The organism is Xanthomonas sp. 3307 (assembly GCF_014199735.1).
GTDB lineage: Bacteria > Pseudomonadota > Gammaproteobacteria > Xanthomonadales > Xanthomonadaceae > Xanthomonas_A > Xanthomonas_A rydalmerensis.
On record NZ_JACHOG010000002.1, the window covers coordinates 571,151 to 596,439 of the forward strand.

Consider the following 25,289-nt stretch of genomic DNA (forward strand, 5'->3'; position numbering starts at 1 on the left):
ACGCGCGCGATGGCATGTGTTTTCTCGAAGCCTGCAAGTGTAGCGCAACCGCCTCTCAGGACCTCGTACGCCAGCGTATGGAACGGACTGTCACATTGGCTCGGGACACGCTGCGGGGCAGCCACCGCGGCCGCTGCGCCGGGCAGCCGCGGCTGCGCTTATGATCGAACTCCAGGCCCCCGTGGAGCGCCGCCATCGCCCTTGCCTCGTCAGCGCAGGACGCCTCCGCGGTCGCCTGGCGGCATAGCCTGCGCACGCGGCTGCTGCTGTGGGGCAGCCTGCTGCAGGTGGCGCTGCTGCTGGGCCTGGCCCTGCTGTTCTACGTGGGCGCGCGCGAGGTGATGGTGCGCAACGCGCGCGAGGAGGTGGCCGGGCTGACCCAGCAGACCGCGCGCAGCCTGGACGCCACGCTGGGCTCGGTGCAGGTGAGCGGGCGCACCCTGGCCGCCACCGCGGCGGGATTGGGCCGGCAGCCGTTCAACCTGCGCAGCCTGCTGCAGGCCACGCTGCAGGGCGACCCGGACATCGCCGGCGCCTTGCTGGTGATCGAGCCCGGGGCCCTGAAGGACGATGGCCGCGGTTTCGCCTGGCACCTGCGGCGCACCGCCGGCGGCGTGCAGGAGCAGTCGGCGGAGACGCTGGGCTTCGACCTGCACAGCATGCCGTGGTATCGGCGCACGCTGACTGCGCCGGCGCCGTGGTGGTCCGAGCCGTACAGCGACGCCAGCAGCGGTGGCGCCTACCTCACCACCTACAACCTGCCGCTGCGCCTGCCCGGCGACGGCCCGCAGGCGCCGGCGATCGGCATGGTCAGCGTGGACGTGCCGCTGCAGCGCCTGCAGGCCATCGTCGCCGAGCTGCCGGCCAACAGCGGGCTGCAGCCGATGCTGCTGTCGCCGGACGGGCTGTTCGTGCTGCACCCGGACCCGGCGCTGCGCTTCCGCCGCACCCTGGAGGCGCACGTGGCGCGGGCGCGGCCGGACCTGTCGCCGCTGGCGCAGGCGGCCGACACGCACATGCCGGTGCGGTTCGAGCACACCGCGCCGGACGGCACCCGCTACCTGACCCAGAGCACGCCCGTCGGCGACACCGGCTGGACCTTCGCGCTGAGCGTGTCGGAGGACTACATCCTGGCCGGGCTCGGCCGCATCGTGCTGTGGGGCGCGCTGGCCGGCGCCGCGGCGCTGGCGCTGTGGCTGTGGCTGCTGCACCGCTACACGGTGCGGCTGGTGCGGCCGATCGAGGATCTGACCAACTCGGCACTGCACTTCAGCCAGGGCGCGTTCGACTACCCGCTGCGCCACGTCGAGCGCGCGGACGAAGTGGGGGTGATGGCGCGCGCCTTCGACAGCGCGCGCGGGTCGATCAAGCGCCAATTGGACGAGATCGCCACGCTGGCGCAGGCGCGGCAGCGCATGCAGAGCGAACTGTCGATCGCGCGCGACATCCAGCAGGCGATGCTGCCGGTCGGGCGCACCTTCGACAGCGCCCACAAGCATCTGGAAACCCATGCGCTGCTGGAACCGGCGGAGATGGTGGGCGGCGACTTCTACCAGTTCTTCGAGACCGAGCCGGGGCTGCTGTGGTTCGTGGTCGGCGACGTGTCCGACAAGGGCGTGCCGGCGGCGCTGTTCATGGCGCGGGCGATGACCGTGCTGGAGATCGCCGCGCGCCGGCACACGCGCCCGGACGCGATCCTGATCGCGGCCTCGCAGCGGCTGGTGGAAGGCAACGAGCCGTGCATGTTCGCCACCGTGCTGTGCGGGCTGATCGACGTGCACAGCGGCGACTACTGGCTGTCCAGCGCCGGCCACGAGCCGCCGCTGCTGCTCGGCGCCGATGGGCATGCGCAATTGCTGCCGCTGGAATCGGGCCCACCGCTGGGGCTGGAGCCGCAATCGCGCTATCCGGTGCTGCACGGGCGCCTGGCCGCCGGCGCCACCCTGCTCAGCTACACCGACGGCATCACCGAGGCGATGGATGCGCAGGAGCAGGCCTATGGCGAGGCGCGGCTGCTGGCGGCGCTGCAGCCCGGCGCCGACGCACAGGCGCAATGCGCTGCGGTGCTGGCCGACGTGTACGCGTTCACCGCGCCCGCACCGCAGTCCGACGACATTACCCTGCTGGCGATCCGGCTACGCCAGGATCCGGCACGGGAGACGACACGATGATGCTGCGGTGGCAGATGGAACCGGCATTGGACGCACTGGCGCAACTGAGCGACAGCGTGGAGGCGGCGCTGCGGCGCCACGGCGTGAGCGGCGAGCAGGTCAGCCGCACCCGGCTGATCGTCGAGGAACTGGCCTGCAACACCCTGGAACACGGCCACCTGCGCCGCGCACCGCTGCCGGTGGACGTGATCGTGCACCTGCAGGACGACGCGCTGGTGCTGGAGTTCCACGACAGCGGCCCGGCCTTCGACCCGCGCGACGCACCGGTGCCGGACCTGGACGCGGACATCGCCGAGCGCCCGATCGGCGGCCTCGGCCTGCACCTGGTGCAGCAGCTCGCCGATCGCCTGGAATACCGCCACGACGGCGACCGCAACGTCGTGCGCATCGTCCTGCTGCAACCCGCCGATCCATCCCTTCAGGAGTCGCCCGCATGACCACGTTGAGCCTGCAGATCGATCCGGCGCAGGACAAGCGCCAACGCATCACCCTGAGCGGGCGCCTGGACACCCACACCTACCAGGCCCTGGACGAGGCGCTGGCGCCGCTGCTGGCCACGCCGATCACCACCCTGGTGCTGGACGTCTCGCACCTGGACTACATCAGCAGCGCCGGCATCCGCTCGATCTTCAAGGCACGCAAGGTGCTCGCCGCGCGCGATGGCCGGGTGCTGGTGGTCAACCCGCAACCGCAGATCCGCAAGGTGTTCGACGTGGTCAAGGCAGTGCCATTGAACGAGATCTTCACCTCGGTGCAGGAACTGGATGAGTACCTGGACGAGATGCAGCGGCGGGTGCTGGCGCAGGAGCGTGGTGGCTGAGGGGCGGCGGCGTTTGTGCGTTGCACCCGGGGTGCCCTGCCTTTGTGCTTGTCGTAGGAGCGGCTTCAGCCGCGACAGGCGTCATCGGTAACGCCCGTCGCGGCTGAAGCCGCTCCTACAGGGAGGGGCTGGGCATCCTTGTGGGAGGGACTTCAGTCCCGACGACGGAGGGTGTCAGTCGGCTTTCGGCTTCGCTTGTCGCGGCTGCATGACAGTTGATTCCCACAGCGCCATCGCTGGCCGATGCACCCTGGGCAGCTCCTCCGCAGAGATCCAACGCGCACCGGCGCGCTCTGCCGTCTTGACTGAACCAATCCCACCGCGCTCCAACGCCCGCCCTGCCAGGCGCTTGCCGACCGCCCAACTTCGATATATCGTTTCCACACACGATTCGACATATCGAAATGCCACGATCCCACGCCCCCGGCCCGCACCCTGCACATCGCCTGTTCGAAGAGGACCGGCCTGGGCGTGGCCGTGGCGCCCGCGGCCCCCGCCCGCTCGGTCACGGCGACCTGCGGCTGTTGCTGCTGGCGATGATCGAGACCCAGCCGCGCCACGGCTACGAATTGATCCGTGCGGTCGCCGAGCTGTTCCATGGCCTGTACACGCCCAGCGCCGGCACGGTCTACCCGACCCTGGCGCAACTGGAAGCGCAGGGCCTGGTGCAGGCCGACACCGACGCCACCCGCAAGCGCTACGCGATCACCGAGGCCGGCCACGCCTTCGTGCGGGCCGAGCGCGCGCAAGTGGACGCGGCGCTGCAGCGCACCCAGCACAGCGCGCGCGCCCTGGTGCGCGCCAACGTGCCGGCGCCGGTGCGCGAGGCGCTGCGCCGCATCAAGCACGGCCTGCTGGCGCGGCACGGGCGCTGGGACCCGGACGAGATCGACCGCATCGCCGCGCTGTTGCATGCCGCCGCCGACGGCATGGATGGCAGCACACCCTGATTCCCCATCCAGCCAGCACGCGGGCACCTGCGCTTTCGACACCCGCGTCGCACGCCACCCCCTCCCCCCTTCCGAGGATTCCCCATGGCGACCCACGAACACCGCCTGCTGCGCCACCCGCTGCGCCTGCGTCATCTGCAGGTGCTGCGCACGCAACCGCTGACCCCGCACATGCGCCGCCTCGTCGTCGGCGGCCCCGAACTGGACGGCTTCGTCAGTGCCGGGCCGGACGATCACGTCAAGCTGTTCTTCCCCAATCCCGAAGGCGCGTTCGTGCTGCCGACGATGACCGAGCACGGCCCGGTGTATCCGGCCGATGCGCTGCCCTCGCCCGCCCGCGACTACACCCCGCGCCACTACGACGCCGACGCGCAGGAGCTGACCCTGGACTTCGTGCTGCACGGCGACGGCCCGGCCTGCCGCTGGGCGGCGCAGGCCAACCCGGGCGATGCGCTGGTGGTCGGCGGGCCGCGCGGCTCGTTCGTGGCCGCCGACGATTTCGACGCCTACGTGCTGATCGGCGACGAGACCGCGCTGCCGGCGATCGGCCGCTGGCTGGAAACCCTGCCGGCCGACGCGGAAGTCGACGCCCTGATCGAGATCCCCGGCTACGCCGACCGGCAGACGCTGGACTGCGACGCCGAACTGCGCATCACCTGGCTGGAGCGCAACGGCGTGGACGCGCGCAGCAGCCAGTTGCTGGAAGGCGCACTGCGCGACTTCGACGTCCCCGACGGCGACGCCTTCTACTGGATCGCCTGCGAATCGGCGCGCGCACGGATGATGCGCAAGTTCGTCGAAGGCCACCTGGGGGTGCCTAAGGAGTGGATCCGCGCGACGGGGTATTGGAAGGCGGGCGGCGATCAGGACGAGTAGCACGCCAGAACGCCGACATGCCGCCAGCCGGAACCGGAACCGGAACCGGAGGGTAGGCCGTAGACACGGCAGTAAATTGTTGGTTTTGTCACAGAATTCACCTGGCCCGGGTTTTAAAAAGCCACCTACCCATCGACGGATCTCGAGAAGCGGGTTGCACATGGACAAGGCATTTCACGATATCGATCCCCGCGGCATCACGCTGAACCCGGACGGATCACTCAACTTCGCCAACCATCGATTGCGTGCCGCGGCGACCGCCTCAGCGAAGGCGGACGCCATTCGGCCCATGAGCGAAAACGCCGGGAGATGCACCAACTCCGGTACCTGCTCGTCTACCAACTACACCTGCAACAATACGGGCGACTGTTCCAAAGCCTCGAATGTCGGCTCTTGCGTAGGCGGCAACAGCTCTCTGCCGCCAGGTTGAGGCAGAACGATGCTGAGCGAAGCCACCATCGCCGAAGCGCTTTCTCCGCGCATTCTGTCCCTCATTCTCCTGCCGACCGAAAAATGCAACTTCCGCTGCACCTATTGCTATGAAGACTTTGCAATAGGACGCATGCAGCCGAGCGTGATCAGCGGCATCAAGGCGCTGATCGCCCATCGCGCACCGCACCTGGATCGGCTCAACATCTCCTGGTTCGGCGGTGAACCGCTCCTGGCGCGCGATGTCGTTCTGGAGATCGGCCAACACGCAAATGAAGTTTGCGCGCAACACGGCGTGGCGTTCAGCGCGGGCTTCACCACCAATGGCTACCTGCTGGAGCCGGCTCTACTGCAAAGGTTGACCGAACTCCGGCACCGCGAGTTCCAGATCACGCTGGACGGCGACGCGGAATGGCACGACAGGACGCGGATCACCGCCAACAAAGGCGCCACCTTCGAGAAGATCTGGTCGAACCTCCTCGCCTACCGGTCATTGGCAGCGGATTTCGCCATCTCGCTGCGGCTGCATCTGCACCAGGACAACATCGCATCGATGCGGCGCCTCTACGCCAGCCTGCATCGGGAGTTGCTGAGCGACGCACGTTTTTCTGTTTACTTCCACAAGGTCTCCAATTTGAGCGCGGGTGGCACGATCGGGGAAAAGATACTGCCGCGCGACCGCTACCTTGAAGCGATCTCCTACATCACGTCCTGCGTCGACCGCTCCCGAAACGACGAACGCCCGCTGTCGGAAGAGCACCTGGATGGGTACATCTGCTATGCGGCAAAACCGAACTCGCTGATGATTCGCGCCAACGGCAAGATCGGCAAATGCACTGTCGCACTCAATGACGATCGCAACGACCTGGGGCGTCTGCACGCGGACGGCACCATCGATATCGAGAACGACAAGCTGCGGCGTTGGATGAGCGGATTCTCCGATCTCTCCGAACAGACGCTTGGCTGCCCTCTTTCCACACTGGCCAGCACTTGAGATGGATCCCAATGCCAACCCGCATCGACCCAGGCAACATCTCCTTAGGCAAGCATGCAGAAGTGCTGTTCGATGAATCGGAAGCGTCTACCGCTGCTGCGGTCGAAGCGCTTGCAACGCGGCGCTTCGGCCCGCTAGCCACCAATGAAGTTTGCAATGGAACAAACCCGGCATGCACGAATACAAAAGACTGCTCACTGGGGAGCAATACCAACTGCAACAACAAAGGCTCCTGCTTCATTTCTACCGACCCAGGCATAGGCCAGGACTGACGCGCAACCATCAGGTAGATCGCCATGACCACGCATACGAACGATAGCCGCCGCAATTTCCTCTTCGGCACTGCCGCTACTGCAATTGCTGCGATCATTCCCGCCGCTGCTGCATCTGCGGCGGCAACCGGTGCCGGCGCTCCACAAGCGTCGTCTCCCGTCGGCCGCGCCCTGCCCGAGACGCAGATCTTCGCGGTGCAGGTCCTCGGCGACCTGCGCCAGCCGTCGACCGACCTGCAGCTGATCCCCGGCCAGCTCTCCGAGCCGCTGGCGCTCAAGGGCAACGGCACCTATCGAGTGAAGATCAGCCCGACCGAGATCACCACGCGCTTCGGGCCGATCTACCGGCTCACCCTGGCCGATGCGCAGGGCACGCCGCTGGAGGAAATGAACATCGGTAGCGACACCACCGCCACCTTCAGCCGCTACGGCGTGCAGGTCTACGCGCTGTCGATCGAACAGGCGATGTAAGCCGCCCGCAGGAAGTGCGTGGAGGCTAGAAACGCAAACGCCCGCCGGATGGCGGGCGTTTGCATTGCGGCGGACGGCAGCGCGCGAAGCGCTGCCGCCATGCGCGCAGGCCGGCTTACTTGGCCGCTTTCTGCAGCGCTTCGGTGGTGATGCGGATCTTCACCTCGTCGCTGACGTTCGGCACGTAGGCGCCCAGGCCGAAGTCGCTGCGCTTGACCGTGGTGGTGGCGTCGAAGCCCAGCGCCGGCACCTTCTTCATCGGGTGCGGACCGGCACCGTTGAGGGTCACCGCCAGCACCACCGGCTTGGTCGTGCCCTTGATGGTCAGGTCGCCGGCGACGGTCAGCTTGTTGGCGCCGGCCGAGGTCACCTTGGTGCTCTTGAAGGTGGCGGTCGGGAACTTGGCGGCATCGAAGAAGTCGGCGCTCTTGAGGTGCTCGTCGAACTTGGCGGTGAAGCTGTTGAGGCCGGACAGCGGCAGGGTCACGTTGACGCTGGACTTGCTCACGTCCTGGGCGTTGTAGACCAGGGTGCCGTCGACGTCGCCGAAGTGCGCGGACGGGTTGGAGAAGCCGAAGTGGCTCCACTGCACCAGCACGTCGGTGTGCGCCGGATCGAGCGTGTAGGTGCCGGAGACGCCCTTGGCGGCGGCAGCGGCGGCGGCCGGCGCGGCGAAGGCGCTGGTGGCCGGCTGGGCGACGACGACGGCCAGGGCCATGGCGAGCGGGAGCAGCAGTTTACGGGTCTTGGTCATGGTGGAACTCCTTGAAAGGGTGATGGGACGAAACTGCGGCAGGCGCGGGCCTGCGGTGGGACAGGGAAGCGGGACGCGCGCGCTCACTCGATGCGCGCGGCCTCATCGAAACTCAGCCGCGGCAGGCGCGGGAACAGGCCGCTGGGGTCGCCGTAGCCGAGGTTGACCAGGAAGTTGGATTTGATCGCAGTGCCGGCGAAGAACGCGGCATCGACCTTGGCGTTGTCGAAGCCGGACATCGGGCCGGCATCCAGGCCCAGCGCGCGCGCGGCCAGGATCAGGTAGGCGCCCTGCAGCGAGCCGTTGCGGAACGCGCCTTCGCTGCGGCCTTCGCGCGGGCCGTCGAACCAGCTCTTGGCGTCGGTGTGCGGGAACAGGTACGGCAGCTTCTCGTGGAAGTCCTCGTCGTGGGCGACGATCACCGTGACCGGCGCGGCCAGGGTCTTGGCCAGGTTGCCCTCGGACAGCGCCGGCTTGAGCTTTTCCTTGGCCTGCGGCGAGGTGACGAAGACGAAGCGCGCCGGGCTGCCGTTGGCCGCGGTCGGGCCCCACTTCACCAGGTCGTACAGGGCGCGCAGGGTGTCTTCGGCGACCGGCTTGTCCAGAAACGCGTTCTGGGTACGGGCGGTGCGGAACAACTGGTCGAGGGCGGCGTCGTGCAAGGCGTCGGACATGCGGGGAAGTTCCTTGATCGAGGGAAGCGCCAGGATGCCGGTGGGGCCGTCCCGATGCGAGGCGGCCAGTGTAGAGTGGCACGATTGTCGCAACACCCGGCCGCAATGCAACGGATTACTACCAAACGTGAAACGATCGGACGCGACCTGGGCGATTAGCGATGGCCGCGCCGGCAACGCCCGCCAGGCCGAGGCGCTGGCCGAGGCGCTGGCCGCCGCGTTGGCGCCTGCGGCCGCGACACCGATCCAGCCGCGGTTGCTGCAGCCGCACATGCCCTGGCGCTGGCTGGCGCCGCGCTGGCTTCCCGGCGCCCAGCATGCCTACGGCGCGACCTTCGCCGAAGCGCTGCGGCAACCGCCGCGGCTGGCCGTGGGGTGCGGCCGCCAGGCGGCGCTGGCGACGCGACTGCTGCGGGCACGCGGCAGCCAAGTGGTGCAGATCCTGGATCCACGGCTGGATCCGCGACACTGGGACGTGGTGGTGGTGCCGGCCCACGATCGCCTGCGCGGTAGCAACGTGCTGACCCTGCTCGGCAGCCTGCATCCCATCGACGATGCCTGGTTGGCCGCCGGGCGCGCGGCATTTCCTATGCTGGGCGCGCTGCCATCGCCGCGCGTCGGCCTGTTGGTCGGTGGCCCGTCCGGGCTGGCACCGTGGAGCGAAGCGCAGGCGCACGCCGCCTTCGCCGCGATCGCCGCACAGTTGCGCACGCACGGCGGCAGCATTCTTGCCAGCGCATCGCGGCGCACGCCGCCGGCGGTGGCCGCGGCCTTGCGTCGCGCGTTCGCCGATGTGCCAGGGGTTGTGTGGTGCGGCGCGGACGATGGCACCAATCCCTACGCCGGCCTGCTCGGCTGGGCCGAGCGCCTGGCCTGCACGCCGGATTCGGTGAATTTGCTGTCGGAAGCCTGCGCCACGCGCGTGCCGGTGCAGGTGCTGATGCCGGAGGCGGCGCGTGGCCGCGCCCTGGATTTCCATCGCGCCCTGCAGGCACGTGGACGACTGCTGCCTGTAGACAATGCCGGCGACGCGCCCGCCACCGGCATCGAACCGCTGCGCGAAACCGCGCGGGTGGCCGCGCTGATCCGCGAGCACTTGGCGCTGGCCTGATCGGCCGCCGCACCGGCGTCGCTGCCACGACGCCGACACGGCAACCGGGCCCAACGCGTCAGATCAAGCTGCGTCAGGGATTGCTGGGCGAACGCGGCACGCCGGCCGGCGCCGCATCCAGCGCGCCGATCAGCAACCGCACCACCGGCGTGCCCAGGCCGACCGTGTAGTTGTACTTGCCCTTGATCGGCTGGTTGTTGTCGACCACGCCGTTGTAGCCGGGGATGCCGCGATGCAGCGCCTCCGGGCCATTGGCGGCCAGGCGGTACAGGTAGTCGTTGAGATTGCCCTGGCGGCCCTGCTTCTCCACCAGCAGCGCGACCGCGCTGGCGAACTCCGGCGCGGCGACGCTGGTGCCGATCACCGCTTCGATGCCGCCCTTGAAGTAGGTGGCCACCGAGCTGTCGCCGTCGCGGCAGGGTTGCGTGGCGATCGTCGGGCAGCCGCCGACCAGCATGCCGATGTCCGGCAGCGTACGCATGGACGTGCGCGTGCCGCCGAGCGCACGCAACTGGTAGGCCGGGCGCTGGAACAACGTGCTGACGCCGCCGCCGGCGCCCCAGTAGCCGCCGGCCAGGTTCGCGCCGAAGCCGTAGTAGTCGGCGGTCTCCAGCGGATCGCCGTAGGCGCTTTCGCTCTTGTAGCCCGACTCCAGGCTGCCCTTCTTGTACGCGGTGAGCAGATTGCCGCCGCCGACCGCGGTCACGTGCGGGCTGGCCGCCGGATGCTCGACGCCGGCGACGAAGCGGCCGTCCTTGTGGTCGACCGCGTACTGCGTATCGGCGCAGTCCAGGCCGGCGTTGTCGCCGCTGGAGGCGACGAAGGTGATGCCCTGCGCGTTGCCCTGCTTGAACACCGCATCGTAGGGGCGCAGCAGCGAAGTGAAATCCTTGCCGCCGTTGTAGGCCGCGGTGTAGTACAGCTCGCAGCCGCCGAACGAGGAGCTGACCACGTCGGCCTGGTTGTCCTGCACGATCTGCCGATAGCCGGCCAGCACCGATGCGTCGGTCAGATCGGGGATCACGTACAGCAGCACGCGCGCGCCCGGCGCGCCACCGAGCGCCATCTCCACATCGAGCGCGGCTTCGCCCGCCGCGGCGTCGTTGCCGTCCTGCAGGCCCGGCTTGGCGCCGGCCACGTAGTGGCGCGCGTACAGCGTCGGGTTGGCGTGGTTGGCCGCGTAGCGGCTGAAGTTTTCGTGGTCGAACATCGCCTTGATGTCCGAATCCAGCACGTCGCTGCTGATCAGGATGGCGATGGTGCTGCCGCTGCCGTCGAGCCGGCGCTGCTGCCCGGCCGCGCCGGTCGTGGCCTGGTAGGACGGATAGCCGTAGGCCTGCTTGAGGTCGTTGTACCAGTAGGTCGTGCCGCCGGCGCCGTAGCGGTTGGCGGGATTCTTGGTGGACGCGCGCTGCCAGTTGACGTGCATCGGCGGCGCACCGCGGGTCAGGCCGGTCACGGTCGCGCCGCTGTCGCGCAGCGCGGCCGGCAGTTGCAAGGGAGCGGCGGCGGCGAGGCGGGCCTGGTTGCCCTGCTGCACCTCGGCGGTCAGCGGCACCGCGAACAGACGCTCGACGTTGTCCGCGCTCGCGCTGACATGCAGGGTGGTGCCCTGCTCGGTGACGTTCATGTGCGCGGCCTGCAGCGCGGCGCGCACCTGCGCGACCTGCGCGGGCGCCGGGGCGAAGCGGCGCTGGAACTCGGCCGGCGTCAGCCAGTGGTGGTACTGCGGCGAGACCGGATCCTGGATGTCGGCCAGCAGCGCGTCCAGCCCGGCCTGATCGCGCAACGGCAGGTGCACGTCGAAGTTGACCGGCGCGCTGCGCAGCGTTGCGGTCATCGCCGCGAGCGAGACGTTGGGTGCGGCATCGGCGGTGCCGAGCGCGCACAGCAGGGAAGCGGACAACACGGCAGCCAGCAAGGGCCGACGGCGGATGCGATCAAGCATGGGCGTCTCTCCGGGGGTAGAGCGAATGGACGAGGCCGTAGCGGCCTCGCGGTGGAAAATTCATCGCCCCTCTCCCATCGGGAGAGGGGTTGGGGTGAGGGTACGGCGCGCGAAGCGACCCATCGCTGCGAGGCTGCGCCCGACCCTCATCCGCCCCTGCGGGGCACCTTCTCCGGGTGGGAGAAGGGAGAGGCCGAGCCCCTCTCCCACCGGGAGAGGGGTTGGGGTGAGGGTACGGCGCGCGAAGCGCACGCGTGATCCGTCGCTGCGAGGCTGCGCCCGTACCCTCATCCGCCCCTGCGGGGCACCTTCTCCCGATGGGAGAAGGGAGAGGCCGAGCCCCTCTCCCACCGGGAGAGGGGTTGGGGTGAGGGTACGGCGCGCGAAGCGCACGCATGATCCGTCGCTGCGAGGCTGCGCCCGTACCCTCATCCGCCCCTGCGGGGCACCTTCTCCCGGTGGGAGAAGGGAGAGGCCGAGCCCCTCTCCCACCGGGAGAGGGGTTGGGGTGAGGGTACGGCGCGCGCAGCGCCCACGTGACCGCTTGCTGCGAGGCTGCGCCCGTACCCTCATCCGCCCCTGCGAGGCACCTTCTCCCGAGGGGAGGAGGGAGAAGCCAGAGCCCCTCTCCCATCGGGAGAGGGGTTGGGGTGAGGGTACGGTGCGCGCAGCGCGCACGCAGGCCGGTCGATGCGAGGACTCAGCGCAGCACACGAACGGCGATTCAGCGCAGATGGACACGGACGACGATCCAAGCGACACAAATGCGCTGCGCTTCCTGCTCATGTCTGCACGCATCGGCACGTCGTCGGGCTTGGGCGAGGCCTGATCATTGAGGAGGAATGCACCACAAAACTTTGACGGCCGGCGCCGTTTTCGACTTTGTAAACAGTGCTTTTCACGGCGTTTCTGACACATGCGCGTACATGTGCTCGCCACCCGTCATGCGTGGCAATCGACGACACTCTGTATCGCATTGATGTCGATGCACGCGGTGCCACGCCGTGTCTTCCGGCATGGCGCGCGATGGCCTGCTTGCCGCCATGACCCGCCTTGCGGATGCGCCGCGAACGCCATGCCACAGGACCGCTGCATGACAAACGCAATGCAGGTGACGCCAACCTGCAACGTCGCTGTCGCATCGTGTGCGCACTTCCTTTACGAATCCCCTTGCGCATGCCTCTCCATTCCCTGCTGAGCACGGCGATCCTCGCCGCCCTGTTGTCGCCCTTCGCCGCCACCGCCGCGGAGCCCGCCGCTGCCGATGGCGCTGCGTCCGACGTGCAGCAACTCGACGCGGTGTCGGTGATCGGCCAGGGCGAGACCCGCCAGGTGCAGCGCATCACCGCCCAGGACGTGGCGGTGCTGCCGCCGGGCACCAGCATCCAGAAGCTGCTCAACCGCATTCCCGGCGTCAACGTGCAGTCCAACGACGCCTTCGGCGCCAACGAGGAATCGCAGACCATCAGCCTGCGCGGTTTCAACGGCACCCGCCTGGGCTACACGCTCGACGGCCTGCCGCTGGGCGACAACGCCTACGGCAACTACAACGGCCTGAACATCAGCCGCGCGCTGATCGCCGAGAACTTCGGCGGCGTGGAACTGGCCTCGGGCATCGGCAGCCTGGGTACCGCCTCCACCAGCAACCTCGGCGGCACGGTGCAGTACTACTCCGACGATCCGTCCACCGAAGTGGGCGTGCGCCTGGCGCAGACCGTCGGTTCGGACAACAACCGCCGCACCTACCTGCGCCTGGATACCGGCGAGCACAACGGCTTCTCCGCCTACCTGTCCGGCATCTACGCCGACGCCGACATGTGGGCCAAGCCGGAATCGCCGACCCACACCGCGCAGTTCAACGGCAAGGGCGTGTACCAGTTCGAGGGCGGCAAGATCACCGCCTTCGTCGATACCTCGCGCACCTCGCAGGCCGACTACGCTTACCTGTCCAAGAGCGGCCTGCACCGCGGCCTGGGCTGGGACTGGAATCTGTACGCGCCGGACTGGCAGCGCGCGCTGGCCGCGGCCTACTGCGCGCCGGCCACGCGCGACCCCAGCCGTTGCGGCTACAGCGGCGGCGTGGACAACACCGACGACGCCTACTACCAGAGCCGCGCGCTGCGCAACGACGACCTGTACTACCTGGCCGGCGACTTCCAGCCGTCGGATACGGTGAGCGTGCACACCCAGGTCTACCACCACGAGAACGAAGGCCAGGGTCACTGGTGGTCGCCGGGCCAGCCGTCCTACCCGGGCACGCCGCAGGCACTGCCGATCTCGATCCGCAGCACCAACTACACCATCAACCGCACCGGCGGCATCGCCTCGCTGGGTTGGGACATCGGCCCGCACCACCTGGAAGCGGGCGTGTGGTACGAGCGCAACAAGCACCACGTCGAGCGCAATTTCTACTGGATCGACGGCCCGATCGACGACGACATCTTCCTGAGCAACCCGAACCGGCGGCTGTTCTCGCAGGACTACGTCATCACCACCAAGCAGGCCTACGTGCAGGGCACCTTCAAGCTGCTCGACGATCGCCTGACCCTGGACATCGGCGCCAAGAGCCCGCACACCACGATGACCGCGCGCGAGACCCCGGGGATCGCGGTGGAAGCGCCGGTGGCCAACGGCGAACTGAAGGCCAGCAAGGCGCTGCTGCCGCAGGCCGGCGTGCGCTACCGCCTGGCCGAGGGCCAGGAAGTGTTCGCCTCCTACGCCGAGAACATCGCCGCGTTCCAGGGCGGCGGCGCCGGCGGCCCGCTGCTGGTCACCCAGGCCTCGTTCGACGCCAGCGTCGGCGCGCTGCAGCCGGAGAAGTCCAAGACCTTCGAAGCCGGCTACCGCCTGGTGCGCGACCAGTTCGAGGCCTCGCTGGTCGGCTACGACGTCACCTTCGACAACCGCCTGCTCTCGCTCAACCCGTGCCCGAGCATCCAGCAGGGCACCACCCCGGCGTGCACCACGCGCTTCTTCAACGTCGGCTCGGTGAGCAGCCGCGGCGGCGAGTTGACCTTCATCTGGAAGCCGAACGCGCACCTGCAGTGGTACAACTCGGCCTCGATCAACCGCTCCACCTACGACGACAACTACGTGCAGAACGGCGTGGTCATCCCCACCGCCGGCAAGGTCACCGTGGACACGCCCAAGCGCATGTTCGCCAGCGAACTCAGCTGGACCTGGAACGGCTGGAACGCCAACCTGCGCGGCAAGTACACCGGCCAGCGCTACTACACCTACACCAACGACCAGGGCTTCGGCGGCTACACCTCCTTCGATGCCGGCGCCGGCTACGATTTCGGGGCGGTGTCGTTCCTGCAGGACCTGAAGCTGTCGTTGAACGTCACCAACCTCACCGACAAGCGCTACGCCTCCAACCTCACGGCCTTCAGCAACAGCGACCCGAATGGCCGCTCGCTGGCCTTCCACGCCAGCGCGCCGCGGCAGGCGTTCCTGACCCTGGACGCGCGCTTCTGAGCGCGTCCATCCTGTCCGCCCACCGAACCGGAACGCATGCGATGATCCGATCCACCTCCTGGTTGTTGGGATGCGCGATGGCCGTGTTGACGACCACCGCGGCGGCCGCACCGACCGCCGCACCGGGCGAGAGCAAGCCGCTGGTGATCGGCCACCGCGGCGCCAGCGCGTTGCGCCCCGAGCACACCCTGGCCTCCTACGCCAAGGCCATCGCCGACGGCGCCGACTTCATCGAGCCGGACCTGGTCTCGACCAAGGACGGCGTGCTGGTGGCGCGCCACGAGAACGAGATCGGCGGCACCACCGACGTGGCCGCGCATCCGGAGTTCGCCGCGCGCAAGACCGTCAAGCAGATCGACGGGCAGCGCGTGGAAGGCTGGTTCACCGAGGACTTCACCCTGGCCGAGCTGAAGACCCTGCGCGCGCGCGAGCGCCTGCCGCAACTGCGCGGCACTGCCTTCGACGGGCAGTTCCAGGTGCCGACCCTGGACGAGATCATCGACTTCACCGCGGCCGAGTCGGCCACGCGCGGGCGGCCGATCGGGCTGATCCCGGAGATCAAGCACGGCACCTACTTCCGCGGGCTCGGCCTGGCGATGGAAGACAAGGTGGTCGCCACGCTCGATGCGCATGTCTACACGCGCAAGGCGCCGGTGGTGATCCAGTCGTTCGAGATCGGCAACCTGGAATATCTGCACGGCAAGCTCGGCGACACCCATCCGAACGTGCGCCTGGTGCAGTTGCTGGGCGATCCCAAGGACCGCCCGGGCGACCAGTTGCGCGACGGCCCGACCTACGCGCAGATGGGCAGCGCGCAGGGTCTGCGCGCGATCGCCAGGTACGCGCAGCTGGTCAGCCCGAATCTGCGTGCGATCGTGCCGGTGACCGGCGACGGCGCGCTGGCCGCGCCCACGCCTTTCGTTGCCGACGCGCATGCGGCCGGCCTGCAGGTGATTCCGTACACCTTCCGGCCCGAGAACTATTTCCTGCCCAAGCAGCTGCAGGACGCACGCGGCCCGGCCGCGGTGAACGCCGCCGGCAGCATGAAGGAAATGCGCGCGCTGATCGATGCCGGCATCGATGGCTTCTTCACCGACGACCCGGCCGTGGGTCGCGCCGCGGTGGACGGGACACCGCCGCCGGCGCGCTGAGGCCGGGAGTGGGGAATGGGGATTGGGGAATCGCAACAGCGGTTCCCATCGCGGAATTGCCTGCGGTAGGAGCGGCTTCAGCCGCGATGAAGCCGGGATTGGGGATTGGGGAATAGGGAATCGCAACAGCGGCTCCCATCGCGGGGTTCCCCTGTGGGAGCGGCTTCAGCCGCGACGCGCAGAGGTCGGGACGCGCAGTGCAAAGCGGACGCATAGTCGGGTCGGGACTGAAGTCCCTTCCACAGTGCCGCCTTCGGCAGTGCCGGCGTGGTGAAGCCGGGAGTGGGGATTGGGGAATCGCAACAGCGGTTCCCATCGCGGAATTGCCTACGGTAGGAGCGGCTTCAGGCGCGACCACGCGAGATCGGGGAACGCGCTGTCGCGGCTGAAGCCGCTCCTACGAAGAGCCTGTCCACGCCCGGGCGTTGGTCATGGCGCGACCGGACCGCGATAATGCGCGCCCACCCCGCCCTGCCCGATCGCCGTGCCGTCTGTCGCCGCTCCCTCGCCCACCTTCGCCGCGCTGACCCCGCGCGCGCTGCTGCTGTCCGTACTGGCGATGGGCTCGGTGGTGCTGCTGTCGAACGTGCTGGTGCAGTTCCCGATCAACGACTGGCTGACCTGGGGTGCCTTCAGCTATCCGGTGGCATTCCTGGTCAGCAATCTGATCAATCGCCGCTTCGGCCCGCGCGCGGCGCGGCGGGTGGCTTGGTGCGGGTTCGCGCTGGCGGTGCTGCTGTCGATCTGGATCGCCACCCCGCGCATCGCCGCGGCCTCGTGCCTGGCCTTCATCGCCGCGCAGCTGCTGGACATCACCGTGTTCGACCGGCTGCGCCGCGGACGCTGGTGGCGCGCGCCGATCGTCGCCACCACCTGCAGCGCGACCCTGGACACCACGATCTTCTGGTCGATCGCCTTCGCCGGCTCGACGCTGCCCTGGCTGAGCTGGGCCGCCGGCGACCTGGCGGTGAAACTGGGCATCGGCGTGTGCCTGCTGGCACCGTTCCGCGCGCTGCTGTGGCGCATGGCGCCGACGCGGTAGCTGTGTAAGACATCGATAGTGCGGCAATCCGCCGCCTCCACCCGTCGCGGCTGAAGCCGCTCCCACAGTGGCGGCGTCGACGCTGCCAGGAACTGCATTGTGGGAGGGACTTCAGTCCCGACGGCCGACTAGGGCTGCACTCTTCCACCTCCGCGCGTCGCGGCTGAAGCCGCTCCTACAGTGGCGGCGTCGACGCTGTCGGGAACTGCATTGTGGGAGGGACTTCAGTCCCGACGCGCTGTGTCGAACGCGCTGCACTGCGCGGAGACATCACAACCAATGCCCACTCCTGCAGAGCGGCTCCTACAGATCCTGTCGCTCTCCCGACCCTGGCACCCGCAGCAGCAGCATCCTCTCGACGCAGCGCGTCCGCCGCGCCTTCAGTGCGCCGCCTCATCGCCTGCACGCCCTTCGACGAACACCAGATCCAGGGCGGCCGCGGCCTGGCGAATCGCCGCACGCGCCGCGGCGATCTCGGCGGTAGGCGCGGTCAGGCGCGGACGCCGGTCAAGTGTGCAGGCCAGGCCGGCCTCCACCAGCGTGGCGTGCGCGGCATGCAGGCCCGCCGCGATGGACGGTGGCAACCAGCCGCTATGCGCCAGCGCATCGATCAGCGCCGGAGTGTCGCGCGGCACCAGCAGCACCGGCTGCTGCGCGGCACCGAGCAGCACGCCGGCCTGCACCAGGAACTCCAGGTCGACCAGGCCGCCGGCGCCCTGCTTGAGGTCGAAGCGCGCGGCATCGCTGCGGTCCAGCTCGGTGCGCATGCGCGCACGCATCTTGCGCACTTCCTCGCGGAGCGCTGCGGCCTCGCGCGGGCGTGCCAGGGTCTGCGCGCGCACCTGCTCGAACTGCTGCAGCAGCGCGGCGTCGCCGGCCACGCCGCGCGCGCGCACCAGCGCCTGGTGCTCCCAGGTCCAGGCGCGGTCGCGCTGGTACTCGCGGTAGCTGGCCAGCGACGACACCAGCGCGCCCTTGCCGCCGTCCGGGCGCAGACGCACGTCGATGTCGTACAGGCGGCCGCCGCCGGTGACCGCGCCGAGCAGGGCGATCACCTTCTGCGCCAGCCGCGCGAACCAGCGCCCGCTCTCCAGCGGCCGTGGCCCGGCCGAGGCTTCCACGCCCGGCGGATGGTCGTACAGGAACACCAGGTCCAGATCCGAACCGATGCCCAGCTCCACGCCACCGAGGCTGCCGTAACCGACGATGGCGAAACTGCCGCCCGGCACCTCGCCGTGCGCGGCGACCAGCTCGGCGCGGGCCAGGCGCAACACGGTCAGCACCACCGCTTCGGCCAGCTGCGCCAGTTGGCGAGCGCTGTCGAGTGCGGGCTGGCGCCGATCCAGCGTGGCCAGGGCGATGCGGAAACTCAGCGCCTGGCGCGCTTCGTTGAGGCCGCGCAAGGCCGCTTCCGGATCGTTGCCGGCCGCGGCGACCGCGGCATCGCACAACCGCTGCATCGCCGCCAGATCCGGTATCGGGCCGTCCACGCGGCTGTCGAGCAGTTCGTCCAGCAGCAGCGGATGCGCGGCCAGCCGTTCGGACAGGAACGCGCTGCGCGCCAGCACATCGACCAGCCGCGCCAGCGCGCTGGGCTGTTCGTCGAGCAGGGCCAGATAGCTGGCGCGGCGCAGGATCGCCTGCAGCAGGCCGAGCACGCGATGCAAGGCGGCATCGGCCTGCGCCGAGCGCGCCGCGGCGTGCAGCAATGCCGGCAGCACCCGGTCCAGGCGCGCGCGCGCGGCATCGGACAGGCTGCGCACGCCCAACGACTGCACGAAGCCGCGCAAGGCCTGGTCGGCCCCGTCAGGGTCTGCGAAACCAGCGGCGCGCAGCACCTGCACCTGGCCACCATCGGGCAGGCCGCGCCAGTAGTCGGCCAGCGCATCGGGCGCCAGCGTGCGTTCACGCGGCGCCAGCAGTTCGGCGAACTCGGCGGCGACGCGGTCGCGCTGTACCTGCAGGGCCGCGTGCAGCGCGGCCCAGTCGGCATAGCCGAGGCCGAAGGCGATGCGCGCGCGGTCCAGCGGATCCTCCGGCGGCGCATGGGTCTGCGCGTCGCGCAACATCTGCAGGCGATTCTCCACCCGGCGCAGGAAGCGGTAGGCCTGCTCCAGCGCAGCACCGTCCTCGGCCGCGACCTGGCCGGCGGCAACCAGCGCGCGTAGCGCCGGCAACAGGCGGCGCTCACGCAAGGCGGCTTCGCGGCCGCCGCGGATCAACTGCAGCGACTGCACCAGGAACTCGATTTCGCGGATGCCGCCGGCGCCGCGCTTGATGTCGTCCAGGCGGTCGTGGCGCGCGACCTCGGCGGTGATCGCCGCCTTCATCTCGCGCAGGCCGTCCAGCGCGGTGTAGTCGAGATAGCGCCGGTACACGAACGGACGCAGCGCCTGCAGCCACTCCTCGCCGGCGGCGATGTCGCCGGCCACCGCGCGTGCCTTCAGCCAGGCGTAGCGTTCCCAGTCGCGGCCTTCGCGCTGGAAATACTGATCCATGCCGGCGAACGACAGCGCCACCCGGCCGGCCGTGCCGAACGGGCGCAGGCGCAGATCCACGCGGTGCGCGAAGCCGTCGGCGGTGGTCTCGTCGAGCAGCCGCGCCAGGCGCTGGCCGAGCCGCGCGAAGTATTCCTCGGCGGCCAGCGCCCGCGCGCCATCGGACTCGCCGCCCTGCGGGTAGGCGTAGACCAGGTCCACGTCGGAGGAGAAATTCAGTTCGCCGCCGCCGAGCTTGCCCAGGCCGAACACCACCAGCCGCTGCACGCTGCCGTCGGCGGCACGCACCACGCCGTGGCGCGCGGCGAATTCGCCCTCCAGCGCCTGCAGCGCCAGCGCCAGGCAGTCCTCGGCCAAGCGCGTGCTGCCGGCCAGGGTGGCATCGACATCGTCCAGCCCCAGCACGTCGCGCCACACCAGCCGCGCCGAGGCCGCCGCGCGGTAGCGGCGCAGCTGCGCCGGCCATGCGGCGGGCTGCGCCGGATCCAGCTGCGGCAGCGGCAACGGCGGCGGGTCCGGCTGCGCCAGGTGCGCGAGCAAGGACGGCTGCCGGCACAGCGTGTCGAGCAGGAAATCGCTGGCCAGCAGCGCGCGCGCCAGCGCGGGCTCGAAATCGGGGAAAGATGGCCATGGCTGCGCGGCCATGGCCTGGCGCAGGCGCGACAGGCCGCGATCGAGTGTGGGCTGCAGGGCGGCGGGAACGGCGTAGGAAGCGTTGGACATCGGGCGATTCTGGCATCCCGGGCGTTCAGGCACATCCAACAGCGCATGCGTTTCGCGGCTCGTCGCGAACAACATCACGTCGTAGGAGCGGCTTTAGCCGCGATAGGCATTCCCGGGAACGCCCCGTCGCGGCTAAAGCCGCTCCTACGGGATGCTTCTGCCTTTCACCATGCAAGGCGTTCGGCATCGCGCCCCCAATGCAACTGCGATCGGCTCAAAGCGACACGCCACCATCCGCGTGCACGCAGCACCACGCGCCAGGCGTGTGTCGAGGCAATGCCCGCTGCGCGTCGGCGGCGCGGTTGAGGCGTCGCAAACACGACGCCGCACGCGCCACGCGTTGCCGCACATCGCCGCAATACGCAGCGTTTCACGCCATATTCGCCGCGTTTCGCAGACCCTGCCGCCCGGCCGAATCGGGCGATGGTGTATCATGCGCCCCTCGACGGAGCCCCGCGTGATCACGCGCACCCGCTCCGTCTCTTCGATCCCGCGGCGTCGTGGTGTTGACGCGGCCATCCGGGATCGTGCCCCCGCAGACCAGTGCGGCGCCTCTTGCGCCCTTCCGTCTTGCTTTGCCTGCCCTGTGCGGGCCGGGGGTCATGACCTCACCGTTCCAGACAGGAGAAGACATGTCGGAGTTCCACGCCCATTTCGGATGGTTCAAGCGCCGCCGCCAACTGCGGGTGGAAGAAGTCACCGTCGTCGACAAACCCATGCTCAAACGGGCGGTCGGCGCGGCGGCGCTGGGCAACGCGATGGAATGGTTCGACTTCGGCGTGTACGGCTATCTCGCGGTGACCCTGGGCCACGTGTTCTTCCCCAGCACCAACCCGACCGCGCAGCTGATCGCCACGTTCGCGACCTTCACCGTGGCGTTCCTGGTGCGTCCGCTGGGCGGGCTGGTGTTCGGCCCCCTGGGCGATCGCTACGGCCGGCAGAAAGTGTTGGCCGCGACCATGATCCTGATGGCGCTGGGCACGTTCTCGATCGGCCTGATCCCCTCCTACGAACGCATCGGCATCTGGGCGCCGATCCTGTTGCTGGTGGCGCGGCTGGTGCAGGGCTTTTCCACCGGCGGCGAATACGGCGGCGCGGCGACCTTCATCGCCGAGTATTCGACCGACCGCAACCGCGGCTTCATGAGCAGCTGGCTGGAGTTCGGCACGCTGGCCGGCTACATCGCCGGCGCCGCCACCGTAACCGCGCTGCACGTCGCGCTGAGCGATGCGCAGATGCTCGACTGGGGCTGGCGCGTGCCGTTCCTGATCGCCGGCCCGCTGGGCCTGCTCGGCCTGTACATGCGCATGAAGCTGGAGGAAACCCCGGCGTTCCAGGCCTATGCCGAAGAGGCGGAGAAGCGCGAGCACGACGCGCCGGGCCTGGGCGCGCTGTTCCGCATCCACTGGCCGCAGCTGCTCAAGTGCGTGGGCCTGGTGCTGGTGTTCAACGTCACCGACTACATGCTGCTGACCTACATGCCCAGCTATCTCAGCGTCACGATGGGTTATGCCGAGAGCAAGGGATTGCTGCTGATCATCATCGTGATGCTGGTGATGATGCCGCTCAACGTGGTCGGCGGACTCTTCAGCGATCGCCTGGGCCGCAGGCCGATGGTGATCGGCGCATGCATCGCGCTGCTGGTGCTGGCGATACCGTGCCTGCTGCTGATCGGCACCGGCAACGACTGGCTGATCTTCCTCGGCCTGATGCTGCTGGGCGTGGCCCTGGTGTGCTTCACCAGCTCGATGCCGTCCACCTTGCCGGCGCTGTTCTACACGCCGGTGCGCTACAGCGCGCTGTCGATCGCCTTCAACGTGTCGGTGTCGCTGTTCGGCGGCACCACCCCGCTGGTCACCGCGTGGCTGGTCGAGCGCACCGGCGACCCACTGGTACCCGCGTACTACCTGATGGGTGCGGCGGTGGTGGGCATCGCGACGATGGTCTTCGTGCGCGAAACCGCCGGCCTGCCGCTGCGCGGCTCGCCGCCAGCGGTCGCCAGCGAAGCCGAGGCGCACGCGCTGCTGCGCAGCGACGAGCCGCTGACCGTGGATCCGACCCGGCCGGAACTGCCGCCGTCGCCGGAACCGCCGTCGCAGGCCATGCCGACCTGACGCCATCGCGGAAGCTGCACGCTGGCCGTACCCGATACGGCCAGCGAAGACGTCCCCAAAACGTGGCGCATCGACGCCACTGCGCCGGATGACGGGATCGACATCCCAGACCACGCCGTCGCACCGTGTCCGCGCTCGCCCCAGCCCGGGAAACAGGCAATAAAAAAGCCCGCTTGCAGCGAACTGCCAGCGGGCTTTGCTCCCTCCCCCACGTCGGGATGCAGGGCGATCTTGGGCGCTTTTTTTGGACATTGCACGCTGCACTGCAAAACGATACCGGGCAGTACATTCTGCGGTGTTGGGGGGAATGGGGAAACGAGAATAGGAAATGGGAACAGCGGGCGGATGCGCGCCTTGTGCATGTCCGCGTATTCCCGGCGCCGCGATGCATTGCCCCACCCTTGGCCGGTGCACTGATCGCGGCGCACGGCACGACGCGTTCGCCGTCGCGCTAGGGCGATGCGGCCGGTGCCGGCGCCTCTGGCAGCCACGCCGGTTGCTTGTCGTACCATTCGCGCGCGCCGAGCAGATGCCATTGCCGTTGTTCGCCGCGCAAGGCCACGCCCACGCCGAGCACGCCCCAGCGCGCATACAGATCGCCCTGCGTTCCGGCGTCGCCGACGCGCAGGCGCGCGCGCAAGGCCACCCGTTCGTTCTCCGCCGCGACCCGATCCAGCCATAGCGCGTCCTTGCGCCAGCGCAGCTGACCGCTGGCCTGCAGTTGGCCGGCGTCGGCCAGCTTCAACAACCACGCCGGCGCATCGCTGTGCTGCGCGAACACCGCCAGCACCGGGCCGGCATCGCGCATCTGCATCTGCACCTGCGCATCGGCCTGCACCGGCGCCGCCGCGGCGATGCGGCCCTGCGGAATGCGCAGCGTCGCCCACCAGTCGCCTTGCTTGGGCTGGGTGCCGTAGCGCACGCCCTGCAGGCGCAGCGTGCTGCCGCTCAGATCGAAGCGCTTGTCCTGCAGTTCGGCGCGACGCAGCCGCGCGTCCAGGTCGAGATCGCCGGCCAGTTCCAGGCCCGCGGTCTGCAGCCGCGCCTGGCGGCCGAGCACGCGCACGCTGCCCTGGCCGACCTGGCCGGACGCGTCCAGCTGCAGGTCGCCGCTGAGCCGGCCGTCGCCACCGAGCACGCGCACCTGCGCCGCCGGCAGGTAGCGGTTGTAGGCACGCAGGTCGGGCACACGCGCGTCGGCGAAGCGCAACCGCGCCTGCAACGAATCGCGCAAGGTGGCCAGTGCGCCATCGCCCTGCAAGTCCAGTTGCAGGTTCTCGCCTTCGACGAAACTCGCCTTCGGCTCGGCCAGCGGCGCCAGCACGAAACGGCGCATGCGCACATCCAACTGTGTGCGCGGCTGTTCGGCGCTGCCGACGATGCGGCCGACCGCCTGCGCCTTGCCGCTCAGTCGCACGCGCATGATCTCCGCCACCGCCTGCACGTCGGGCACGTCGAGGCGGCTGCCGGGCTGCAGCGCGCCCTGCCGCAGCAGCAGATCGGCGGCGACGTCGCCGCCGCCGTCGAGCTGGAACCAGGGCTTGCGCACCAGCAGGTCGCTGATCCAGTTCAACGATTCGAAATGCCAGCGCCCCTGCACGCGGCCGGAGGTGCGCGGCAGCAGCGCCGCCGGGTCGGCGAACGGCACCTGGCGCCCGGCGATGCGCAGGTCGGCATCGAGCATGCTGCGCGGATCGACCTGGCCGGGCAGGCGCGCGCGTGCGCGGATGCTGTCGCCCTCCACGTCCAGCAGCAGCGCCAGCACGCCGCGATCGGTGGCGCCGACGCCGGCATGCAACGGCACCCGCCAGTTGAGCGTGCTGCCGGGCTGCAGCGCGCCGCGCAGCAGGTGCAGGTCGGCCTGAATGTGACCGAGCCCAGGTTCGGTGCTCAGCTTGGTGGTGTCGCCGGCGGTGTCGATGCGCAGCGCCACGCTGCGTCCGTGCACGCGCAGCGCCAGGTCGGTGATATCCAGCTTGCGCAACCCCGGCGCCTGCGCGCGGTAGTGGCGCGGGAACGAGAAGCGCGCGTCCAGCGTGGCCTGGTCGGCGATCTGGCGCTTGCCGTAGCGCACGCTGGCGTCCTCGAACACGATCTGCGAGCGGAACAGTTCCGACGGGCCGCCGCGCAACTGCTTGAGGAAGCCCACGGTGCCGTGGCCCTTGCCCTCGATCGCCAGCTCGCCGAAGCGCGCGCGCTGCAGCGTGCCGCTGTGGATCGCATCGAAGCGCAGGGTCCAGCCCTGGTCGCTGGGCGGTGGTGGCGGGATCATCTCCTCGACGCGGTCCATCTCGCCGATCGCGTTCACCGCTTCCATCCACGGCAGGCGCACTTCGCGATGCAGCAGCGGCAGCAGCGCGATGCGCGCGCTGACGCGGTCGGCGCGCACCTGCCAGACGTTGCGTTGCACATGGCCGCGCATGCGCACGTTCCAGGCGGTGATGAAGCCGGGCAGCACGGTGAATGCCGGCCCGGTGTGCATGCGGAACTTCTCCGGCTTGCGGTTGGTGGCCAGGTCGAACAGCGGCGTGTTGAGGAACACGTTGCCGGCCAGTAGATACAGCAGGTACGCGATCAACAGGCCGCGCAGGAGCAGGCGCCAGCCGCGCGGCAAACGCCGGTAGCGCGCGTGGACGGCAGTCAGTGGGCGAATGAGGAGCGGCACCGCCGCACTATCGCCGCGGCGCGGCGTGGAGCGCGTGAAAGCGGCAGTAGCGCGCACCCGGCGTGGCGTGGCGGTGCACGCATGGCCGCCAGATCGCGTCCGTTGCACCGGCGGCGCGCGCGCTGCGTCCGCCGTCGCAATGCCGGGCT

19 protein-coding genes are annotated in these 25,289 nt (G+C 69.4%); 14 read left to right on the forward strand and 5 right to left on the reverse strand.

Annotation, left to right across the window (positions count from 1 at the left end):
* The first annotated feature begins 194 nt into the window (after nt 1-194).
* The 9 genes from GGR64_RS07390 (at nt 195) to GGR64_RS07430 (ending at nt 6,983) form a co-directional block, all read left to right on the forward strand.
* Complete coding sequence (locus GGR64_RS07390; RefSeq protein WP_326520321.1) at nt 195-2,171, forward strand: SpoIIE family protein phosphatase; 1,977 nt, start codon at nt 195-197, stop codon at nt 2,169-2,171.
* Nucleotides 2,168-2,608, forward strand: a complete 441-nt coding sequence (locus tag GGR64_RS07395) for an ATP-binding protein (protein ID WP_184644886.1) — start codon at nt 2,168-2,170, stop codon at nt 2,606-2,608. The genes GGR64_RS07390 and GGR64_RS07395 overlap by 4 nt, the downstream gene beginning before the upstream one ends.
* Nucleotides 2,605-2,991 carry an STAS domain-containing protein gene (locus GGR64_RS07400; RefSeq protein WP_184644888.1) on the forward strand — a complete coding sequence of 129 codons (387 nt, stop codon included), beginning with the start codon at nt 2,605-2,607 and terminating at the stop codon, nt 2,989-2,991. Before GGR64_RS07395 ends, GGR64_RS07400 begins: the two co-directional genes overlap by 4 nt.
* A 404-nt stretch (nt 2,992-3,395) precedes the next feature.
* Complete coding sequence (locus GGR64_RS07405; protein WP_260302945.1) at nt 3,396-3,941, forward strand: PadR family transcriptional regulator; 546 nt, start codon at nt 3,396-3,398, stop codon at nt 3,939-3,941.
* A gap of 84 nt (nt 3,942-4,025) precedes the next feature.
* The gene (locus tag GGR64_RS07410; protein ID WP_184449545.1) at nt 4,026-4,817 is read left to right on the forward strand and encodes a siderophore-interacting protein; all 792 of its coding nucleotides are present in this window, start codon (nt 4,026-4,028) and stop codon (nt 4,815-4,817) included.
* A 160-nt stretch (nt 4,818-4,977) separates the two neighbouring features.
* Entirely contained in the window at nt 4,978-5,247 is a 270-nt protein-coding gene (locus tag GGR64_RS07415; RefSeq protein WP_184644890.1) for a hypothetical protein, read from the forward strand.
* A gap of 9 nt (nt 5,248-5,256) precedes the next feature.
* Nucleotides 5,257-6,240: a radical SAM protein gene (locus GGR64_RS07420; protein WP_184644892.1), complete on the forward strand. Its 984-nt coding sequence runs from the start codon at nt 5,257-5,259 to the stop codon at nt 6,238-6,240.
* An 11-nt stretch (nt 6,241-6,251) separates the two neighbouring features.
* Nucleotides 6,252-6,512 (forward strand): hypothetical protein, encoded by a 261-nt coding sequence (locus GGR64_RS07425; RefSeq protein ID WP_184449547.1) that lies wholly within the window; start codon nt 6,252-6,254, stop codon nt 6,510-6,512.
* A 24-nt stretch (nt 6,513-6,536) separates the two neighbouring features.
* Nucleotides 6,537-6,983: a hypothetical protein gene (locus GGR64_RS07430; RefSeq protein WP_237475457.1), complete on the forward strand. Its 447-nt coding sequence runs from the start codon at nt 6,537-6,539 to the stop codon at nt 6,981-6,983.
* A gap of 115 nt (nt 6,984-7,098) precedes the next feature.
* Here the strand turns inward: GGR64_RS07430 and GGR64_RS07435 are convergent, their stop codons facing one another.
* Together GGR64_RS07435 and GGR64_RS07440 are read right to left on the reverse strand one after the other, a co-directional pair.
* Nucleotides 7,099-7,737 carry a YceI family protein gene (locus GGR64_RS07435; RefSeq protein ID WP_184644894.1) on the reverse strand — a complete coding sequence of 213 codons (639 nt, stop codon included), beginning with the start codon at nt 7,735-7,737 and terminating at the stop codon, nt 7,099-7,101.
* Between the two features lie 83 nt (nt 7,738-7,820).
* Complete coding sequence (locus tag GGR64_RS07440; protein ID WP_017915369.1) at nt 7,821-8,411, reverse strand: malonic semialdehyde reductase; 591 nt, start codon at nt 8,409-8,411, stop codon at nt 7,821-7,823.
* A 127-nt stretch (nt 8,412-8,538) separates the two neighbouring features.
* Here GGR64_RS07440 and GGR64_RS07445 point away from each other — a divergent pair, with 127 nt between their 5' ends.
* On the forward strand, nt 8,539-9,522 hold the full coding sequence (locus GGR64_RS07445) for an ELM1/GtrOC1 family putative glycosyltransferase (RefSeq protein WP_326520316.1): 984 nt from the start codon (nt 8,539-8,541) through the stop codon (nt 9,520-9,522).
* Between the two features lie 73 nt (nt 9,523-9,595).
* Here the strand turns inward: GGR64_RS07445 and GGR64_RS07450 are convergent, their stop codons facing one another.
* Nucleotides 9,596-11,470, reverse strand: coding sequence for a S53 family peptidase (locus GGR64_RS07450; protein WP_184644898.1), 1,875 nt, complete (start codon nt 11,468-11,470; stop codon nt 9,596-9,598).
* Nucleotides 11,471-12,646: 1,176 nt separating this feature from the next.
* On the opposite strand from GGR64_RS07450, the gene GGR64_RS07455 reads away from it, so the two are divergent.
* The 3 genes from GGR64_RS07455 (at nt 12,647) to GGR64_RS07465 (ending at nt 17,140) form a co-directional block, all read left to right on the forward strand.
* Nucleotides 12,647-14,947, forward strand: a complete 2,301-nt coding sequence (locus tag GGR64_RS07455; protein ID WP_160970400.1) for a TonB-dependent receptor — start codon at nt 12,647-12,649, stop codon at nt 14,945-14,947.
* A gap of 77 nt (nt 14,948-15,024) precedes the next feature.
* On the forward strand, nt 15,025-16,098 hold the full coding sequence (locus GGR64_RS07460) for a glycerophosphodiester phosphodiesterase (RefSeq protein ID WP_184645246.1): 1,074 nt from the start codon (nt 15,025-15,027) through the stop codon (nt 16,096-16,098).
* Between the two features lie 484 nt (nt 16,099-16,582).
* Nucleotides 16,583-17,140 (forward strand): queuosine precursor transporter, encoded by a 558-nt coding sequence (locus GGR64_RS07465; protein WP_184644900.1) that lies wholly within the window; start codon nt 16,583-16,585, stop codon nt 17,138-17,140.
* Nucleotides 17,141-17,520: 380 nt separating this feature from the next.
* On the opposite strand, the gene glnE is transcribed toward GGR64_RS07465, so the two are convergent.
* Complete coding sequence (gene glnE, locus GGR64_RS07470) at nt 17,521-20,361, reverse strand: bifunctional [glutamate--ammonia ligase]-adenylyl-L-tyrosine phosphorylase/[glutamate--ammonia-ligase] adenylyltransferase (RefSeq protein WP_184644902.1); 2,841 nt, start codon at nt 20,359-20,361, stop codon at nt 17,521-17,523.
* Between the two features lie 632 nt (nt 20,362-20,993).
* Between glnE and proP the strand changes: the two genes are divergently transcribed.
* Nucleotides 20,994-22,475 carry a glycine betaine/L-proline transporter ProP gene (gene proP / locus GGR64_RS07475; protein ID WP_167088057.1) on the forward strand — a complete coding sequence of 494 codons (1,482 nt, stop codon included), beginning with the start codon at nt 20,994-20,996 and terminating at the stop codon, nt 22,473-22,475.
* A 451-nt stretch (nt 22,476-22,926) separates the two neighbouring features.
* On the opposite strand, the gene GGR64_RS07480 is transcribed toward proP, so the two are convergent.
* On the reverse strand, nt 22,927-25,140 hold the full coding sequence (locus GGR64_RS07480) for a hypothetical protein (protein ID WP_184644903.1): 2,214 nt from the start codon (nt 25,138-25,140) through the stop codon (nt 22,927-22,929).
* Nucleotides 25,141-25,289: the final 149 nt, after the last annotated feature.

Bases quoted from the DNA above. Each gene is read 5' to 3' on its own strand.
- GGR64_RS07455 (WP_160970400.1), top strand. From the start codon at position 12,647: ATGCCTCTCCATTCCCTGCTGAGCACGGCGATCCTCGCCGCCCTGTTG.
- GGR64_RS07400 (WP_184644888.1), top strand. From the start codon at position 2,605: ATGACCACGTTGAGCCTGCAGATCGATCCGGCGCAGGACAAGCGCCAA.
- GGR64_RS07435 (WP_184644894.1), bottom strand. From the start codon at position 7,737: ATGACCAAGACCCGTAAACTGCTGCTCCCGCTCGCCATGGCCCTGGCC.
- GGR64_RS07415 (WP_184644890.1), top strand. From the start codon at position 4,978: ATGGACAAGGCATTTCACGATATCGATCCCCGCGGCATCACGCTGAAC.
- GGR64_RS07420 (WP_184644892.1), top strand. From the start codon at position 5,257: ATGCTGAGCGAAGCCACCATCGCCGAAGCGCTTTCTCCGCGCATTCTG.
- GGR64_RS07410 (WP_184449545.1), top strand. From the start codon at position 4,026: ATGGCGACCCACGAACACCGCCTGCTGCGCCACCCGCTGCGCCTGCGT.
- GGR64_RS07460 (WP_184645246.1), top strand. From the start codon at position 15,025: ATGGCCGTGTTGACGACCACCGCGGCGGCCGCACCGACCGCCGCACCG.
- GGR64_RS07450 (WP_184644898.1), bottom strand. From the start codon at position 11,470: ATGCTTGATCGCATCCGCCGTCGGCCCTTGCTGGCTGCCGTGTTGTCC.
- GGR64_RS07440 (WP_017915369.1), bottom strand. From the start codon at position 8,411: ATGTCCGACGCCTTGCACGACGCCGCCCTCGACCAGTTGTTCCGCACC.
- glnE (WP_184644902.1), bottom strand. From the start codon at position 20,361: ATGTCCAACGCTTCCTACGCCGTTCCCGCCGCCCTGCAGCCCACACTC.
- proP (WP_167088057.1), top strand. From the start codon at position 20,994: ATGTCGGAGTTCCACGCCCATTTCGGATGGTTCAAGCGCCGCCGCCAA.
- GGR64_RS07425 (WP_184449547.1), top strand. From the start codon at position 6,252: ATGCCAACCCGCATCGACCCAGGCAACATCTCCTTAGGCAAGCATGCA.
- GGR64_RS07405 (WP_260302945.1), top strand. From the start codon at position 3,396: ATGCCACGATCCCACGCCCCCGGCCCGCACCCTGCACATCGCCTGTTC.
- GGR64_RS07395 (WP_184644886.1), top strand. From the start codon at position 2,168: ATGATGCTGCGGTGGCAGATGGAACCGGCATTGGACGCACTGGCGCAA.
- GGR64_RS07430 (WP_237475457.1), top strand. From the start codon at position 6,537: ATGACCACGCATACGAACGATAGCCGCCGCAATTTCCTCTTCGGCACT.